This is a genomic window from Leisingera sp. M523, from assembly GCF_025141335.1.
GTDB lineage: Bacteria > Pseudomonadota > Alphaproteobacteria > Rhodobacterales > Rhodobacteraceae > Leisingera.
In genome coordinates, this window is record NZ_CP081036.1 from 1,021,897 (window position 1) to 1,036,421 (window position 14,525).

Annotated in this window: 23 protein-coding genes; 13 read left to right on the forward strand and 10 right to left on the reverse strand. The window is 59.7% G+C overall.

Annotation, left to right across the window (positions count from 1 at the left end; translation table 11 throughout):
* Positions 1-11 precede the first annotated feature (11 nt).
* Positions 12-398, reverse strand: a complete 387-nt coding sequence (locus K3557_RS04885; protein ID WP_409201202.1) for a hypothetical protein — start codon at positions 396-398, stop codon at positions 12-14.
* Between the two features lie 191 nt (positions 399-589).
* Between K3557_RS04885 and K3557_RS04890 the strand changes: the two genes are divergently transcribed.
* The 4 genes from K3557_RS04890 to K3557_RS04905 all read left to right on the forward strand — a co-directional run bounded on the left by K3557_RS04890 (position 590) and on the right by K3557_RS04905 (position 4,132).
* A complete protein-coding gene (locus tag K3557_RS04890; protein WP_409201213.1) occupies positions 590-1,222 on the forward strand; it encodes a lysoplasmalogenase in 633 nt (210 codons plus the stop codon).
* A gap of 77 nt (positions 1,223-1,299) precedes the next feature.
* Positions 1,300-2,502, forward strand: coding sequence for a signal recognition particle-docking protein FtsY (gene ftsY, locus K3557_RS04895; protein WP_259998025.1), 1,203 nt, complete (start codon positions 1,300-1,302; stop codon positions 2,500-2,502).
* An 86-nt stretch (positions 2,503-2,588) separates the two neighbouring features.
* Positions 2,589-3,491, forward strand: a complete 903-nt coding sequence (locus K3557_RS04900; RefSeq protein ID WP_259998026.1) for a DMT family transporter — start codon at positions 2,589-2,591, stop codon at positions 3,489-3,491.
* A 29-nt stretch (positions 3,492-3,520) separates the two neighbouring features.
* Positions 3,521-4,132 (forward strand): inner membrane-spanning protein YciB, encoded by a 612-nt coding sequence (locus tag K3557_RS04905; protein WP_259998027.1) that lies wholly within the window; start codon positions 3,521-3,523, stop codon positions 4,130-4,132.
* Positions 4,133-4,279: 147 nt separating this feature from the next.
* Here K3557_RS04905 and K3557_RS04910 read toward each other — a convergent pair whose 3' ends face one another.
* The 7 genes from K3557_RS04910 to K3557_RS04940 form a co-directional block, all read right to left on the reverse strand.
* A complete protein-coding gene (locus K3557_RS04910) occupies positions 4,280-4,963 on the reverse strand; it encodes a glutathione S-transferase N-terminal domain-containing protein (protein WP_259998028.1) in 684 nt (227 codons plus the stop codon).
* A 260-nt stretch (positions 4,964-5,223) separates the two neighbouring features.
* Positions 5,224-5,481 (reverse strand): pyocin activator PrtN family protein, encoded by a 258-nt coding sequence (locus tag K3557_RS04915; RefSeq protein WP_259998029.1) that lies wholly within the window; start codon positions 5,479-5,481, stop codon positions 5,224-5,226.
* The gene (locus K3557_RS04920) at positions 5,478-6,017 is read right to left on the reverse strand and encodes a hypothetical protein (RefSeq protein WP_259998030.1); all 540 of its coding nucleotides are present in this window, start codon (positions 6,015-6,017) and stop codon (positions 5,478-5,480) included. Before K3557_RS04920 ends, K3557_RS04915 begins: the two co-directional genes overlap by 4 nt.
* 63 nt (positions 6,018-6,080) lie before the next feature.
* Positions 6,081-6,353 carry a hypothetical protein gene (locus K3557_RS04925; protein ID WP_259998033.1) on the reverse strand — a complete coding sequence of 91 codons (273 nt, stop codon included), beginning with the start codon at positions 6,351-6,353 and terminating at the stop codon, positions 6,081-6,083.
* 11 nt (positions 6,354-6,364) lie between these two features.
* The gene (locus tag K3557_RS04930; protein WP_259998036.1) at positions 6,365-6,610 is read right to left on the reverse strand and encodes a hypothetical protein; all 246 of its coding nucleotides are present in this window, start codon (positions 6,608-6,610) and stop codon (positions 6,365-6,367) included.
* Positions 6,611-6,739: 129 nt separating this feature from the next.
* Entirely contained in the window at positions 6,740-7,081 is a 342-nt protein-coding gene (locus K3557_RS04935) for a hypothetical protein (RefSeq protein ID WP_259998038.1), read from the reverse strand.
* Positions 7,078-7,338 (reverse strand): hypothetical protein, encoded by a 261-nt coding sequence (locus K3557_RS04940; protein ID WP_259998041.1) that lies wholly within the window; start codon positions 7,336-7,338, stop codon positions 7,078-7,080. Before K3557_RS04940 ends, K3557_RS04935 begins: the two co-directional genes overlap by 4 nt.
* A gap of 116 nt (positions 7,339-7,454) precedes the next feature.
* Between K3557_RS04940 and K3557_RS04945 the strand changes: the two genes are divergently transcribed.
* Positions 7,455-8,264, forward strand: coding sequence for a hypothetical protein (locus K3557_RS04945; RefSeq protein ID WP_259998043.1), 810 nt, complete (start codon positions 7,455-7,457; stop codon positions 8,262-8,264).
* 418 nt (positions 8,265-8,682) lie between these two features.
* Positions 8,683-9,291: a GNAT family N-acetyltransferase gene (locus tag K3557_RS20570; protein ID WP_409201203.1), complete on the forward strand. Its 609-nt coding sequence runs from the start codon at positions 8,683-8,685 to the stop codon at positions 9,289-9,291.
* Here the strand turns inward: K3557_RS20570 and K3557_RS04950 are convergent.
* On the reverse strand, positions 9,215-9,676 hold the full coding sequence (locus K3557_RS04950) for a helix-turn-helix transcriptional regulator (protein WP_259998046.1): 462 nt from the start codon (positions 9,674-9,676) through the stop codon (positions 9,215-9,217). The genes K3557_RS20570 and K3557_RS04950 overlap by 77 nt on opposite strands.
* A gap of 24 nt (positions 9,677-9,700) precedes the next feature.
* On the opposite strand from K3557_RS04950, the gene K3557_RS04955 reads away from it, so the two are divergent.
* A complete protein-coding gene (locus tag K3557_RS04955) occupies positions 9,701-10,030 on the forward strand; it encodes a hypothetical protein (RefSeq protein WP_259998048.1) in 330 nt (109 codons plus the stop codon).
* A 29-nt stretch (positions 10,031-10,059) separates the two neighbouring features.
* Here K3557_RS04955 and K3557_RS04960 read toward each other — a convergent pair whose 3' ends face one another.
* Entirely contained in the window at positions 10,060-10,530 is a 471-nt protein-coding gene (locus K3557_RS04960) for a hypothetical protein (RefSeq protein WP_259998051.1), read from the reverse strand.
* 229 nt (positions 10,531-10,759) lie between these two features.
* Here K3557_RS04960 and K3557_RS04965 point away from each other — a divergent pair, with 229 nt between their 5' ends.
* From K3557_RS04965 to K3557_RS04990, 6 genes are all read left to right on the forward strand, one after another.
* Positions 10,760-11,173 (forward strand): hypothetical protein, encoded by a 414-nt coding sequence (locus tag K3557_RS04965; RefSeq protein ID WP_259998053.1) that lies wholly within the window; start codon positions 10,760-10,762, stop codon positions 11,171-11,173.
* Complete coding sequence (locus tag K3557_RS04970; protein WP_259998056.1) at positions 11,173-11,844, forward strand: hypothetical protein; 672 nt, start codon at positions 11,173-11,175, stop codon at positions 11,842-11,844. Before K3557_RS04965 ends, K3557_RS04970 begins: the two co-directional genes overlap by 1 nt.
* Complete coding sequence (locus K3557_RS04975; protein ID WP_259998058.1) at positions 11,837-12,220, forward strand: helix-turn-helix domain-containing protein; 384 nt, start codon at positions 11,837-11,839, stop codon at positions 12,218-12,220. Before K3557_RS04970 ends, K3557_RS04975 begins: the two co-directional genes overlap by 8 nt.
* 60 nt (positions 12,221-12,280) lie before the next feature.
* Positions 12,281-12,901, forward strand: a complete 621-nt coding sequence (locus K3557_RS04980) for a hypothetical protein (RefSeq protein ID WP_259998060.1) — start codon at positions 12,281-12,283, stop codon at positions 12,899-12,901.
* A gap of 244 nt (positions 12,902-13,145) precedes the next feature.
* The gene (locus tag K3557_RS04985) at positions 13,146-13,730 is read left to right on the forward strand and encodes a hypothetical protein (RefSeq protein ID WP_259998063.1); all 585 of its coding nucleotides are present in this window, start codon (positions 13,146-13,148) and stop codon (positions 13,728-13,730) included.
* A complete protein-coding gene (locus K3557_RS04990) occupies positions 13,727-14,491 on the forward strand; it encodes a hypothetical protein (RefSeq protein ID WP_259998065.1) in 765 nt (254 codons plus the stop codon). Before K3557_RS04985 ends, K3557_RS04990 begins: the two co-directional genes overlap by 4 nt.
* The last annotated feature ends 34 nt before the right edge of the window (positions 14,492-14,525 follow it).

The following is a 14,525-nucleotide window of genomic DNA, read 5'->3' on the forward strand; positions in this document are numbered from 1 at the left end:
CCCAGCCCGCCTCAGACGCCAACGTCCGGGCCGTAGCACAGCATGTCCTCGCCGATGTCTTCGGCCTCGTACAATTCCGTCGAGGCCGGGTCATCCTCAAACCGGGCGGTCAGCCCGCCGGGGGTGAGCTCAAAGCTCCAGCACTGCGGATCGCCCCGGTTTTCATAGACAAAACAGATCCGGCCTGCGTCTTCATACCAGCTGCCCTCCTGGCATCTGCCGTCCAGAAAGGACCAGATCACCCGGCGTCCGGGCAAATAGCGTTCCACCCCGTACATGCTGCCGCCAAAGCCATAGAACAGCGTGCGGCCCTGGGTATAGCGGTCAAATTGGTCGGCGTTCAGCGGCTCGGCAGCACACAGCGGCCCATTGAGGGCGGCAACCAGGGGAATCAGCATCAGACAGCGCATGGGTTCACTGTGCCAGAGTGTCCGGGTCCGGGCCAAGGGAAACACGCAGGCTGCAAAAACGGGCAGCAAACGGGCCGTAAAGCGGAGCGGCGCTGCCAGGCTCCTGCTTGGTCACCTTTGACCCGGCGCCTGTCTTGCAGCCAACTGGCGCAAACGGGCAGGGAGGTAGGACTTTGATGATGCAATTGACGGCGGCAGGGGCAGCACTCTGCGCCGCCGGGTATTTGGGCCTGACCGTCCAGCCGCCCGGTATTCTGCGCAGTCTGGCAAAAACAGCAGCGGTTGCGCTGCTGGCGCTTGGCGCCGGGCTGGCGGGGGTGCCGCTGCTTCTGGTACTGGCGCTTGGCTTTTGCGCGCTGGGGGATCTGTTCCTGTCGCGCGGCGGCGAACGCGCCTTTATGGCGGGCGTGGGGGCTTTTGCCGCTGGGCATCTGGCTTATGCGGCGTTGTTCCTGACCCGGCCGGACAGCGATCCTGCCCGGCTCATGCACATGCCGGCTGCGGGGATTGCTGCCGGGCTGCTGGTTCTGGGCCTGATCATGGCGCGCGTTCTGGCGCCGCGGGCGGGCGCGCTGAAGGGGCCGGTGCTGGCCTATATCCCGGTCATCCTGGGCATGGGAGCGGCGGCGCTGACCCTGCCGTTTGGCACCTGGGTCTTTGCCGCGGCTTGTGCCTTCATGCTGTCGGACATGATCCTGGCGGCGGAAACCTTTGTCCTGAGCGCAGAGCACCCGCTGCGGCGGATCACGCCATATGCGGTCTGGGTGCTGTATTGGGGGGCGCAAGCCGGGTTTCTGGCTGCATTTTCCTGAACCTGGCGGTGCCTTGCGCTTTGCACTCCGGGTAAATCCGCATTAGGTGGGGTGCAGACCCTTTTGCGGAGACTAAGATGGCGTTTTTCTCAAAGCTCAAGGAGCGGCTGTTCAAATCCTCCTCCAAGCTCGAGCAGGGACTCGATGCGATTGTCGAGGAGGGGGCGGACAGCAGCGCGGAGGAGGTCGGGGAGGCCCAAGTTGAGGCCCTGGCAGAGTCCCCGGCGGTAACGCCGGAGCAGCCTGCACCTGCTCCGGTTCCGCAACCGGACCCTGTGGCCGAGCCGGAACCTGCGCCCGAAGCTGCACCTGAACCCGCGCCTGCACCGAAGCCGGCCGCTGCTTCTAAACCTGTCCCCGCGCCGCAGCCGGCATCGGAGCCTGAGAAAAAATCCCCGGGCTTCTTGGGCCGCCTGATGGGCCGCACCGTTGCTGCTGAACCGCGCAGGGCGCTGGATGACGATATGCTGGAGCAGCTGGAAGAGCTGCTGATCGCTGCTGACATGGGGGTGGACACGGCGCTGCGCGTGACCGCTAACCTGGCTGAAGGGCGGATGGGCAAGAAGGTTTCCAGCCGCGAGATCAAGGAGCTGCTGGCGCAGGAAGTCGCCCGCATCATGGAGCCGGTGGCCAAGCCGCTGCCGATCTACGCCAAACGGCCGCAGGTGGTGTTGGTGGTCGGGGTCAACGGCTCTGGCAAGACCACCACGATCGGCAAGCTGGCCAGCCAGTTCAAGGGCGCCGGCAAGAAGGTGGTGATTGCCGCAGGCGACACTTTCCGCGCCGCGGCTGTCGAACAGTTGCAGGTCTGGGGCGACCGTGCGGGCGTGCCGGTACTGACTGCACCCGAAGGCTCCGACCCGGCCTCGCTGGCGTTTGATGCGATGACCAAGGCGCAGGAAGACGGCGCAGACCTTCTGATGATTGACACCGCGGGCCGGTTGCAGAACCGCGCCGATCTGATGGAAGAGCTGTCGAAAATTGTCCGGGTGATCCGCAAGAAGGACGAAACAGCACCGCACAATACCCTGCTGGTGTTGGATGCGACCACCGGCCAGAACGCGCTGAGCCAGGTGGGCACATTCCAGAAGCTGGCGGATGTCTCCGGTCTGGTGATGACCAAGCTGGACGGCACCGCCAAGGGCGGCGTGCTGGTGGCGCTGGCGGACAAGTTCGGCCTGCCGATCCACGCCATCGGCGTGGGTGAGCAGATCGACGATCTCGCTCCTTTCGATCCGGAAGAATTTGCCGCAGCGCTAACGGGCTTGGAGAAATCCTGATCCGCCCTTCATCTGGCTAGAAGTATCTCCGGGGGTCCGGGGGCAGGCAGCCCCCGGCACTCCCGTTCCGCGCAAAGGCATTTGATTTGAGCGATTGGCTGATTTCCCTGGAAGGCACGGAAGCGGGGCATCAGGCCGCGCTGTTTCTGGCCATCTGGGCGGCCTTCCTGCACGCGGTCTTCGGTGCGCTGCAAAAAGGGCGCCATGATCCCTGGCTGTCGCGCGGGGCGATCGACTTCTCCTATTGTGTGATGGCAGCACCCTTTGCGCTGTTTGTGGTGCCTTGGCCGGAGCCGCATATGTGGCTGATCTTCGCTGTCGCCTGGGGGATCCACGTCTTCTACAAGCTGTTCCAGGCGCTGGCCTATACCAAGGGCAGCTACACCGTCGTCTACCCGGTGGTGCGCGGGACCGGGCCGCTGTTCACGGTGATCGGCTCCTTTTTCCTGTTCGGCGAAGTGTTCACCCCGGTGCAATGGCTGGGGGTGGCGGTGCTGCTGGCCGGGATCTTCGGCCTGGCGGCGTACAACTACCGTTACCTGACGGTGAACCGCGACACGCTGGTGCCGGCGCTGATGCTGGCGGTGATCACCGGGTTGTTTGTGGCGGGCTACACCACATATGACGCCTATGGCATCCGGGCGACTGCGGATCCGTTCACTTTTCTGGCGTGGTTCTTCATGATCGACGGGCTGGTGTTTCCGGTGATTGCCTTGACCCGCTGGCGCGGAATGCCCGCGCCGCCGGCACCTGGGCCGCTGATGGTCCGTGGCTTTTTTGGCGGGCTGATCGCCTTTGCCTCCTTTGGCGCGATCATGCTGGCCACAAGGCTGGACAAGGTGGGGGAGGCGGCGGTGCTGCGCGAGACCTCCACCGTGTTTGCCGCCCTCATCGGCTGGCTGGTGCTGAAGGAAACCGTGGGGCCGCGGCGGATTGCCTTGATGGCTTTGATCGCGCTGGGCGCCGTGATAGTGGAAATTGGCGGCTGAGACCGCGCGCAGAACTGACAGGAGGCCCCATGGCCGCAAAGAAGATCAACCCGACCCTGAAGATGCTATTGGAATTGGGCCCGATTGTCCTCTTTTTCATTGGCTATCTGAAGCTGAAGGATGAGGCGTTTCTGATCGGCGGCCATGAGTACAAGGGCTTTATCGTGATCACCGCGGCGTTTATTCCGCTGATGGTGGCGTCCACGCTCGCCCTGTGGAAGCTGACCGGGCATCTGTCGAAGATGCAGTTTGCGACCCTGGTGCTGGTGGTGCTGTTCGGCGGCATGTCGGTGTGGTTCAACGACGACCGGTTCATCAAGATGAAGCCGACGATGCTGTATCTTCTGTTCGGCGGGTTGCTGGGCATCGGGCTTGTGCGCGGGCAAAGCTGGCTGAAGGTGGTGATGGAGGAAGTCATGCCGCTGCAGCAGGAGGGCTGGATGATCCTGACCCGGCGGCTGTGCGTTTTTTTCTTTGGCCTGGCGGTGGCAAACGAGCTGATCTGGCGGACCCAAAGCACCGACACCTGGGTTTATTTCAAGACCTTCGGCCTGCCGGTGGCGATGTTTGCCTTCTTCATGATGCAAGGGCAGCTGTTGCAGAAATTCGGGATCGAGGAAGAGGCCGGACCGGCGGAGTAATCTGCGGCTGACAGGGGGGCTCCCGCACCTTTGCCCCTCATCCAAGATGAGGCGCATAGCCTTGGGCCGGGCAGCGCACCTGCGGTGCACTGCGGCATCGCTTCTTTCTGGTCTTAAATACCCGCGCCGCAGGCGTCCTTTTTTGCGTCAATTGCCGAACAACACCTGCTGCGCCTTGGTGTCCGAGCGGTCGCCGCGCAGCTCCGCATGCAGCGCCCGGCCCGCAACCACACCAGGGCGGGACCACATCAGCTCCAGCCAGCGGGCGAGATGCGGTTTGTCCTCCAATACCTGCTGCTGGCCTTCCCACAGCGAGGCCCAGGGCCAGATCGCCATATCAGAAATTGTGCAGTCCGGTCCCGTCACATACTCATTCTCCGCCAACTGCCGGTCCAGAATGCCGTAAAGGCGGGCTACCTCGTTCCGGTAGCGGTCTTTGGCATAGGGCAGATCCTCGGGCGCGTATTTCAGGAAATGATGCGCCTGGCCCGCCATTGGCCCGACTCCGCCCATCTGCCACATCAGCCATTGATCCACTGCCAGCTGGGCGCGTTCATCCGTGCCATAGAACTGCCCGGTCTTGCGGGCGAGATACTGCAGGATGGCGCCGCTTTCGAACAGGGAAACAGGCGTGCCGCCGGGGCCGTCCGGGTCGATGATTGCGGGCATCCGGTTGTTGGGGGAGATGTTCAGAAACTCCGGCGCGAATTGACCGCCGTTGCCAATGTCGATCAGCGTGACCTGGTAAGGCAGGTCCATCTCCTCCAGGGCTATGGAGATTTTCCAGCCGTTCGGCGTTGGCCAGTAAAATAGCCGGATCGGCTCCCGCATGGTCGTCCTCCGTCAGAATGCCCGGCCACAGGAGCACGGGCAGCGGTGGTAAGGCAAGAGGCGGCGCCGCTCACATCCGTGTGACTGGCGAAGACGCTGCCGCTTGACCGAATCCCGCAATATGCGTAAAGCCCGGACATCACATCGTGGCGATTTGTTATTGGATTTATGTCGCCGTAACCTGTTGAAATTATGTACTTTATTAAATAGAAATTCTTTAAGGCATACTTTGGGGCATAAAGTTAAGTATTCCCCGCCCATCAATTCTTTCGCTTGAGCTCTTTTCTAGCCTGTTCTGCGCAATCGTCAAAGTACTTGGCGAGATCCGAAATGTGAACGCAGCGCGGGGCCTTTTGGCCTTCACCGAGGCGCGTCAGAGGAAGGGGGATTTCTCCGCTTTCCACCTTTTTTAGAAACACGTCCCGGCTCATGCCGCCGAAATAGTCGGTGCGCAGGGCGTCCACGGGTACAAGCGGATTGCCTTCATATTTGGCAGTAAGTAGCCAGAAGGTGTTCATGCGGTCAGCTCCTGATAGCGGTTGACGAACTCGGCCCGGGCAGCTTCCGGCGTCCAGAACTTCAGGTGCACATCGGCGTCCGGCAGTCCCGCCAGCAGTGCCCAGGGTTCCCTGTGGCCCATGGCCTGGGCCTGTTCGGCTTTCAGCATTTGCAGATCGGCTAGCTTTACCACGGCGGATTTTTTGACCGGTACGCCGAGGCGGGACAGGACAGCGTTTTCCACGCGATCCTCAATCACGGCATAGTCTGGCAGCAGGGATTTCAGCGGCGCGGCAATGTCACCTATGAAAGCTTCCGCCGCGTCGTGCAGCAGGGCCTCCAATTCAAATCCGGGTTCGACAATGCGGCTGGCGTGAACTGAATGCTCGGCCACCGAATAGAACCGCTGACAATGACCTGTGAAGCGGCAGAGGTGGGACAGTGCGTGGGCGATATCGTCAATGGTGAAATCGCAGCTTCCCGGCGCTTCAAAGTCGAAGTACCCCCCGCCGTGCAGGGCGATGGTGGGGCCGATGATGCGTTTGATCTTGTTCACTTGATACCCTCCTGGTTTTTGTTTCTGCCCCTGGCGCGCAGGGGCAGAAAGAGAAATCAGTGGTCAATTCTGTTTCCGCGCCCGGTAGCTGCGCTTTTTGCAGCATTCCATAATCTCGCGGCGTTCCTTCTTCAGTTCCCGGATTGCATCTTCGCGCCGCCTGATCCTGACGTGCAGTTTGGCCAGCCGCCGCAGTTCCCGTTCATTTGCGAAGTGCAGCCAAATCGCGCGAAGGCCGAACAGCTCTACCTTTTCGTATGTTTTTGGCTGGCTCTTTGTGTTGCCGTGTCCACCTGTGACAGGTGGACAATCTGTGGTGCTGGTCGCGGTCTGCATGGTGCCTCCTATTACCTGTGCGGGCGGGCAATCTTGCCGGTGTGGGCGTCGAATTCGGTCAGCAGGGCTGCAAAGCGTTCGGCGGCGGCAGAGTTGGTGTTCAACAGGCGGCGGCTGTTCACGCCGCAGGTCAGGCGCACGTATTCAGCTGCTGCGCTCGGCAGGAACGTTTTGCCCGGGTAGCCGGTGCGCATCGCCGCGAAGGCTTGAAACCGCGGGTCATTGCAGAGGATGCCCGCCCGTTGAGCTGGCGGCATGTCCTCAAGTCTCTGCCTTGTGGTGCTGTTCATCCGTCTGCCTTTCTGCGGGTCTGGCGGGGTCCGTTTGTTGGAAAAAGGCCGGAGCTTATAGGTGGTTGCCCCGGCCAGTTTACTGAGGCGCAGGTTTCAAGCGGCCTCGGCAACTCGTGTGCTGACAGACGGCAGCGGGGCGGAGCCGTTGTAAGGGCAGTCCGGTCGGCCATCGGTAGCGCGGGCCGCTTTTCGGTCCCGGTGCAATGTCAGGGCTGATTTGACCCATTTTTCAATCGCGGCGTTCTGGCTGGGTGCGCGCGCGGTCAGGCCGTATAGGCGCACTGTCCAGTCAAACTCGTCATAGGCCGCGGGTTCCGGGTCGGCGGGCCAGGATTCACCGCCCAAACCGTCGAACATGAGCGCGCGGTCGGACGGGCTGGCATCGGCCATGTTCTGCGCAGCTGAGTAGATTTCCTGAGAGGTGGGGCCGGTCATGCGCGTGCCCCCGGGGCGATGAGTGCCGGCGGCCGGGTGGAATAACCCATTTTCGCGATGTGGCGGCGGATGCGGGTGGACAGATAATTGTCGCGATCGATCCGGTGGGCCGGAGCGGGCAGGTTGTCAAACCGGACCTTTTGGCCGCGTCCGGTTTTCAAGACTGCCCACGACCAGACAAAATGGTTGGGGTTCTCGCAGAACTCTTCAGGGTTGCTGACAACACTGAGTGCTTCTGCCGATACGGTTCTATTCACAGTGCATACTCCCATGGTGTTTCTCTACGCTGTGGAGAATTTGCCCAAAACGTATTGCTTCGTCAATACAAAATGTATAGTTTTGTTAGGTGACGGTTTGTCTGGAGGTAAGGGCTATGAGCGCTGAAGGTAATCCTGTACAGTTCGCCTTAAAGAAGATTTCGGGTGGCAAGTTGCTAACGACCAAGATTCGCCGCTGGGCGGCTGGAATTGCAATTCTGGCGGTGCTTCCATTGGGCGGAGGATCGTTTGCGCAAGAATTTTCAGAGTTCCACCTTATTTATGAACTTGGGGTCAGCCGGTTCGCATTGGCGGAACATGTCTTGCGCTCAAGCGCAGACTACGTTGCGGAGAACTCTCAGGCTGGCGGTATGCAGGGGCATGTCGCGCTCAAAGGGATTTTGAACGACAATCAGCATTTTCGGTCAATTCTGGCCTTGGACGAAAGCGGTACGCTGAAGTTTGATAGCTTCAACTTTCTCCCTTTCCTAGGCGCCAAGGATTTGAGTGATCGGCGTTATTTTAAGGACACAACCGACGCTAAGGCAAAGGTGATGGTGATTGGCGCTCCTGTCATCGGCAGGCAATCCGGTCAGTCGTTTGTGCCCCTATCTATGGCGGTGCCTGTAGGCAGGAAAAGAAAGCAGCCTGTCGTCGTGTTGACGGTTCCCCCTGAATCCCTATTACCCAAAGCGCACATGTGCCCCTTCTGCGGTGTCTCAATCATTTCATCTGGTGAGGTGATAGCGTCCAATAGGCCTCTTTCCGAAATGAACAAGACTGTTCTGAAGGGGATGGCGTTTGATGGCTTGTACGGCGCTGAGAACTTAGAGGTTCGCGGTATGTCTGTAACAGTTCATTGGCGCCGATCCGAGGAGTACAATGTCATCTTTGTGTATTATGAGGCGAGGGGCGGGGCAGAGTAAGCTGTTTTGTGTTTGCTGTGAAGGAAAAGAGGGCGCCAATCTTGGCGCCCTCTCTCTTAATGTTGGTCCTGCATCTCCAACAGCCTTCTGGCCGTGTTGGGGGTAATGTCCCTGGCCTGGGCAATTTCAAGAATAATCCAATCAACTGCCTCCGGTGACAGCCTTGCTGAGTTTGCCTGTGTTGTAAGTGCGGCTGTCATACCGGCGCCAAGTAGTGCGCCTGCTGCTGCAAACGCTGCACTGTAGGCCCAATTCCAACGAGGTCCGACACTCCGAGGTTGAGTGTTGACTGGCTTTGGGTCGCCGAGCTTGGCGAGCTTCTCACTGATTTCCTGCGCTCCAATAACGTGCATTCTCTCTCTGCTTTTTCACGGGTGGGGGTAGATTGTCAGCGCGAACGTATAAGGGAATCTACAAAATGTATAGCATAAGATTTGCATGTGCTGATGATGCCGCAGGGATCGCCAAGGTTCATGTTCAGTGCTGGGAGGAGTGCTACCCATTCTTGCCGCAGGGGTTGAGGCGGGCCAGGAACCTCAGTGTACGAGTTGAGCAATGGAAGCATAGGCTTGCACAGCCTGCTGAGGGGCTGACTTGGGTGCTGGAGGATGAGGGGCGTATTGTTGGGTTCGCTCACCTTGCGCCAAACTCAGATCCTGAAATCCCAGAGGCGGCTGCGGACCTTCACGCGTGTTACTTTTTACCGGAGTACCGGGGAAGCACAGCAGGGCCAGAAATGATGGCTGAAATGTTGCGGGCTTCCCTGACTCTAGGTTGGAAGACGTTTTGCATCTGGGCTTGGAGAGAAAACCCGATTCGCATTACTTATAGGGCGCTCGGTTTGCTGCCCGTGGTCAGGAGAAGTAGGGAGTTGTGCGGGTTCAGCGCTCCCGAAGTCGGGTATTTTCATCCAGACGCATCAGCCATGATTCGGAAGCTGGAGAATATGGCTATCCAGATCGAGCGGCGCGGCGGTGAAACGCGAAGTTCACGACGTTTTGCAAGCCGCCATCACCGGACTGCCTGACGTAGTCACAGATATCCAAGACCATGTCTGCAATGTCCCGAGGGTTGGCTGTATCCGCTCCGTCGTGACTTAACACGAAGGTGATAACCTCTTTCAGAGCCCCATCGCTGAGCCCGGAAATCACCGGGCTCTTCGTGTGGGCGCCGTAAGTGATGAAGCAAGGGTCAGCCTGGAAGGCGTCTGCATACTTCTTGATATCAGCAGGTTTGCAACCTCGTGTGCCGTTTTCGTGTGCGGCATACGTTGATCCGGTCCAGCCAAAGCTGGTGGCGGCCTCTGCGGCGGAACGAAAGCCCGCGGCTATACGGGCGTCTCTAAGGCGGTCTGCTATTTCCATGTGATCGTACATATCGCAGATATCTATGCGAAACGGGTTGTCAATCAACACAAAATGTATAATTTACCCATCATGAGTAAGATTTTTGGCATATGGAACCGGATTTCGGATCTGCAGGCGGACTTGGGTGGTGAATACAACAAGTGCCGGGCTTGGAAGTTGCGGGGTGAGATCCCTCGTTCTTATGATTCAAGGTTGGTCCAAATTCTTCCTTCGCGTGGTTTCGAAACAACGTGGGAAAAGCTGGATGCATGGCACGAGGCCCACAAGCGCCGCAGAAAGAACCTTCGGGAAATGGGGCGATCCGTCGAAGATCAGGATGCAATTCCGTTCCCTGAACTTCCGTTTACGCTTCGTTGTGTCGCCAATGACTGCAAGCTGGCAGAGCGAGCTTCGGTGTGATGCTCCTCCGTCCAGAAAACGGCCCTTCGCTATTCGGTCGGCAGAAAAAGGTGTTTGTTGTCGCCGAGGCAGCGGCGCACATCGTCTGCAGCAACGTACAGGTTTGTGCAGGTGGCTCCCAAGTTGCCGGGGTCTTGCAGGCTTCGGTCGGCGAGAAACTTTGTGTAAATCCGTTCGTTGCGCACCTTTGCCACGTTCATGCCGCACTCAAAGCTGTAGATCCAGTCAAGGCGCCCTGCATCGTTGGTGGCACAATTCTGCAGGGCCGCTTTCTCTCCTTCTGTCGAGGATGGAAAAAACTTCTGCGAGAGGTCCAGTGCAGCCTCGCAAGCAGCTTTTTGAGTGTCCATGCAATTGCTGTAAAATGCATAGCTGGGCTGTTCGGTCTGGTGGAGTGCGTGGCAGATGCGGAATGCGGCCTTGGGGCTGCAGAACTCGCTGGCGCTGGAGTGGGTTGCGATGCAGATCGCAACGGCGGCGCAGGCAAGCCGGAAAATCATCAAAGAATCCCTTTCGTTGTGTGTTGGTCTACCGCGGAAGGTGCAGGCAATCGGGGCGGCGGACAAGCCCCGGTTGTCTGCGGTATTGCTGCAGGGCGGGGGCTTCCTCCCGTGTGTAGCGCCGACCGGGGGCAGGCGTGCCTGCAGGAAGCCCCTGAATACCTCCCTGTTGGACTTGGGCGCGTGGCCGGAGTGACGCCGCGCGCCCCTTTTCCTGGGGGGGTGGCCCATGCTTGATTTTGGCGGGCCTCTGAATTGGGAGCGCATGCGCAATCAATCCGCTAAGTCGGTGTTGCTGCATGAGGGTGTCTTGCTAGCGGATGTTGCTGCCAGCGCCGCTGGGAAACTTGCCTGCCTGGCAACGCCCTATGAGGGTTTTGACGGCGGGCCGGTATTGGCCGCAGATGTGGCAATTGCCTGGATGGGGATGCTGGCGCGTGCTGGCATTCTGCCGCTGTCTCCGGCGTTCATGGCCTCCGAGGCGGGGCTTGCCGTTGAGCGGCCAGAGGGCGCTGTGCGGTGCGCTGATCTTGTGATTGTTCCGGTGTTGCCCGGCTGGCAGCATTTTGCCGGGGTGTGGCTGGCGGCCTTTCTGGCGCTGGAGATGAACAAGCCGGTTTATGTGCTGAACGGGGGCGTCTGATGGGGCAGAACCTTTCCAGTGCTGTCATGCAGCAGCGGAGCGAGGAGCACAGCAGCCTTGATGACTTTCCGACGCCGCCATGGGCCGCGCGGGCGCTTTGGCAGTTTTTGGTATCGCAGGGGTTTACCGCTGGCGGGGTGGCGCGTGAACCCGCCGCAAACCGGGGCCACATGGTGCGCGTTCTGGCTGAAATCTTCGACGGCGTCGAGGCGGCGGACGTTCACGATTACGGTGCCGGTTTCCCCGTTCGTGATTACCTTTGGGGTGATGATCCGGCGGCGGTTGATTGGACGATTTCAAACCCGCCTTTCAAGCTGGCCGAACAGTTCATTGAGCGCGCCTTGCGGACAAGCCGCGAGGGTTGTGCCTTCCTGGTGCGCAGCGCTTTTTTGGAAGGTCAGCGGCGGTATGAAGATCTGTTCTCGAAGCGTCCGCCAGCATTCGTTCTGCAATTTTCTGAGCGTGTTGTGATGCACAAGGGGCGGCTGGCACCAAAGGGCAGCACTGCCACGGCCTATTGCTGGGTGGTGTTCCTTCGTGATCACCGTTCCGGCGTCACTGAGCTTCATTGGGTGCCGCCGTGCCGGGCACAGTTGGAGCGCGCCGGAGACTATCCGGATGGCGGTCTTGGGTATGCTGGGTTCGATCGTGGGATGCTGATCAATGACTGAGTGCCTGCCATCGCCCAGCCGTCCGTTGCGGTCCAGAGAGATCCTTGGGGTGGTCTGTGAGTATTACGGCCTTGGTCATGGCGAGCTGATCAGCCCGGACAAAACGCGCCGGGTGTCCTGGCCGCGCCAAATGGCCATGGCGCTGATGCGGCGGCGCACCAACTTGAGTACTCCGCAGATGGCCGAAGCGCTGGGGCTGCAGTGCCATACATCAGTGATCTACGGGCTTAAGGCGGTGGGGAAGCGATGCCAGAATTTGCCGCATTTCCAGAAAGAATTTGAAGAGATGAACCGGCGTCTGACTGGCGCTGATTTCGTCCGTCACGAACACGCGCACGGGCGGCCGTTTTCAACGGTGCGCGTTCGTCGCGGCTGACAGGAATTTGAGGTCTGCTGCAGGGCGGGCTGGAACGATAACAAGAGGAAGGGCAGGGCAATGAATGCACACGCAAGGCATCTGCAGCCGATCGATGCTGAAGCATTGGACGAATACCCGATTTCAGCCAGCGACAGGCTGGACTCGCATTACTTCTTGCAGTGGAACCTCAAGCGCTGGCGGGCCAGTGAGTTCAGACGGAAAGCTGACCCTGAGGTCGGCTGGTACGGCATGCAGCTCTTCTTCATTGCGCAGGATGAAACACCTATTGGCACTCTGCCCTGTGATGATGATCAACTGGCCTATGAGCTGCGCGTGCCACTGGAAAAGTGGAAAGCTTTGACTGAGCGAAAGTTTTCGCCGTTGCATAACTGGGCCCGGGTTCGGTGCGACAATGGGGAAATCCGGTGGGCGCATCCAGTGGTGACGGAAGTGGCTGTCGAGGCCCTGAAATCCAAGCGGAAGAACCAGAGCAATCAGGAGCAGCGCACGCGGAACAAGCGGCTGAAGGATCTGCAGGTCATGATTGAGAACCGGATCGGGGCGGGGCAGCTCTTGCGGGCTGCGGGCTTCCTTGAGCGGTTCAATGATTGGCTGGAAGACCGCTATCCCGATGTGCAGCGGCGTGAGGTGTTCATTCGCTGTGCCCTGGATGAATTCCAGGTGGAACACGCCGCATGATAGGGCCGGGTGTAATCTGTGCATTCTGTGACGGTCACAGAATATTCCCGGAAAGTTACGGAACTGACACGGAAAAACACGGATTTTCCCGTGTTCTGTGCGTCTTGTCCCTTTTTTTTCGCGGTTTCTGTGACCGTCGAAAGGATAAGAAACGAAATTAAAAGAAACGATACTCACGGATCGCGCCATCGGAACCGGCGGGCTGTGGATAAGTTGGGCAGGCTGAGAAAGAGGGATTGCTGAGATGAATGTGAAAGAGCAGGCCGCAGGCGAAAAGCGGGTGCAGGAACTGCTGATCGAACCATTGGAGGCGTTGGGGCTGCAACGTCCCGGTGGCATGACGGTTGCGGCCTATGACGTCATGAAAAAAGAGCTGCGCCAGCGCCTTGCTTACATGGGCGAGTTGAACTTGCAGGCCTTGGCGCATCAGGCAGGCAACATGCCGGGTGGCAAATCTGGTGACAGGTTCCCGATCGCGGCGGCGCTGTTGAAGTGGGCCGGTGCAATCCAGCCGCCGCCTGATGATGCCTCGCCGTTGATGCGCGCGGTCTTTTCAAACCCGCTGGGTCAGCAGGCTATGGAAGAGGGTTGGGCGCCCGAATTGCTGCGGCACATCCGTAAGACTCCGCTTTGGCCCAAACCCTATGATTTGCGGCATATCCGCGAGCAGGCAGCAGAGGCGCATCGGCGCATTGCCAAGCTGGATGAACGCTTGGCGCGCGAGTTGCCGTTGAGCGATGAGGACCGGTCTTTTCGTGAGGGTCGCAAGCGTGCTGCCGAGAAATGCCAGCGCATTGCGCAGATTGTAGCGGCGGAGGGCGCGGCGTGAGCGAGCATGTAGCAGTGGTAGCCGCAGACGGGGCGGCGGTCATGACGCCGGTTGATGAGTATCTTGCTGCGCGTGCGATCCGAGAGAAGGAAGAGGCGGCGCGGATTGATGCAGTGAAGGCTTGCGGGATTGTGCCGGCGGTTTGTGGTGATCGCATTCCAGAGGCCCCGGCACGTGGCGCATTTCGGGTGTTTGAGCCTGTGCAGTTCTATCCTTCCGGTGAGAAGGACTATGAGGCCAAGCCTGCTGGTTTTGAGGGCCGGAAGGCGATGCAGATGGCGGATGCCTTTGATGTGATGGCCGCCAGCGCGGCGCGGAAGAAGAGGGCAGCACCGTTCTCGCCTGGGCAGATGGCCATGGGCCGCCACTACCGGGATCTGATTGAGCGGTACGAAAGCGCGGGTGTGCGTTGTTCCTCGGTTGAGGCAATCCGTTCGGGTGGCAGCGGGCAGGGCGGCGAGTTTATTGACGCGGTTCTGCGGGACCGGGAAGAGATTGAACGGCTGCGGCGGCGCATCGGTAATGGGGTGGCTATGGAGGTGCGGCGCGTTCGTCCCTCAAAGCGCGGCACCCGTGGCGCCATCAGCAATCGTGTCCTGGCCGACATGGTTTGCCTTCATGATAAAACGCTGAGCGATGTTCTGAAGAAGCATCATTGGTCGGTCAATGGCGACACGGTGAAGGCTGTGACGCGAGCGCTGGCGGGTGTTCTGGATGCGATGGCTGGGCCGGTGCGTCGCGGGCAAATACTCGTTTTGTGAGAATGGGGGTTGACCCTTACATCATCTGCGTGCC

Bases quoted from the DNA above. Each gene is read 5' to 3' on its own strand.
- K3557_RS04985 (WP_259998063.1), top strand. From the start codon at position 13,146: ATGAATGTGAAAGAGCAGGCCGCAGGCGAAAAGCGGGTGCAGGAACTG.
- K3557_RS04965 (WP_259998053.1), top strand. From the start codon at position 10,760: ATGCTTGATTTTGGCGGGCCTCTGAATTGGGAGCGCATGCGCAATCAA.
- K3557_RS04890 (WP_409201213.1), top strand. From the start codon at position 590: ATGCAATTGACGGCGGCAGGGGCAGCACTCTGCGCCGCCGGGTATTTG.
- K3557_RS04975 (WP_259998058.1), top strand. From the start codon at position 11,837: ATGACTGAGTGCCTGCCATCGCCCAGCCGTCCGTTGCGGTCCAGAGAG.
- K3557_RS04955 (WP_259998048.1), top strand. From the start codon at position 9,701: ATGAGTAAGATTTTTGGCATATGGAACCGGATTTCGGATCTGCAGGCG.
- ftsY (WP_259998025.1), top strand. From the start codon at position 1,300: ATGGCGTTTTTCTCAAAGCTCAAGGAGCGGCTGTTCAAATCCTCCTCC.
- K3557_RS04980 (WP_259998060.1), top strand. From the start codon at position 12,281: ATGAATGCACACGCAAGGCATCTGCAGCCGATCGATGCTGAAGCATTG.
- K3557_RS04935 (WP_259998038.1), bottom strand. From the start codon at position 7,081: ATGACCGGCCCCACCTCTCAGGAAATCTACTCAGCTGCGCAGAACATG.
- K3557_RS04930 (WP_259998036.1), bottom strand. From the start codon at position 6,610: ATGCCGCCAGCTCAACGGGCGGGCATCCTCTGCAATGACCCGCGGTTT.
- K3557_RS20570 (WP_409201203.1), top strand. From the start codon at position 8,683: ATGTATAGCATAAGATTTGCATGTGCTGATGATGCCGCAGGGATCGCC.
- K3557_RS04915 (WP_259998029.1), bottom strand. From the start codon at position 5,481: ATGAACACCTTCTGGCTACTTACTGCCAAATATGAAGGCAATCCGCTT.
- K3557_RS04885 (WP_409201202.1), bottom strand. From the start codon at position 398: ATGCTGATTCCCCTGGTTGCCGCCCTCAATGGGCCGCTGTGTGCTGCC.
- K3557_RS04970 (WP_259998056.1), top strand. From the start codon at position 11,173: ATGGGGCAGAACCTTTCCAGTGCTGTCATGCAGCAGCGGAGCGAGGAG.
- K3557_RS04960 (WP_259998051.1), bottom strand. From the start codon at position 10,530: ATGATTTTCCGGCTTGCCTGCGCCGCCGTTGCGATCTGCATCGCAACC.
- K3557_RS04925 (WP_259998033.1), bottom strand. From the start codon at position 6,353: ATGCAGACCGCGACCAGCACCACAGATTGTCCACCTGTCACAGGTGGA.
- K3557_RS04945 (WP_259998043.1), top strand. From the start codon at position 7,455: ATGAGCGCTGAAGGTAATCCTGTACAGTTCGCCTTAAAGAAGATTTCG.
- K3557_RS04905 (WP_259998027.1), top strand. From the start codon at position 3,521: ATGGCCGCAAAGAAGATCAACCCGACCCTGAAGATGCTATTGGAATTG.
- K3557_RS04910 (WP_259998028.1), bottom strand. From the start codon at position 4,963: ATGCGGGAGCCGATCCGGCTATTTTACTGGCCAACGCCGAACGGCTGG.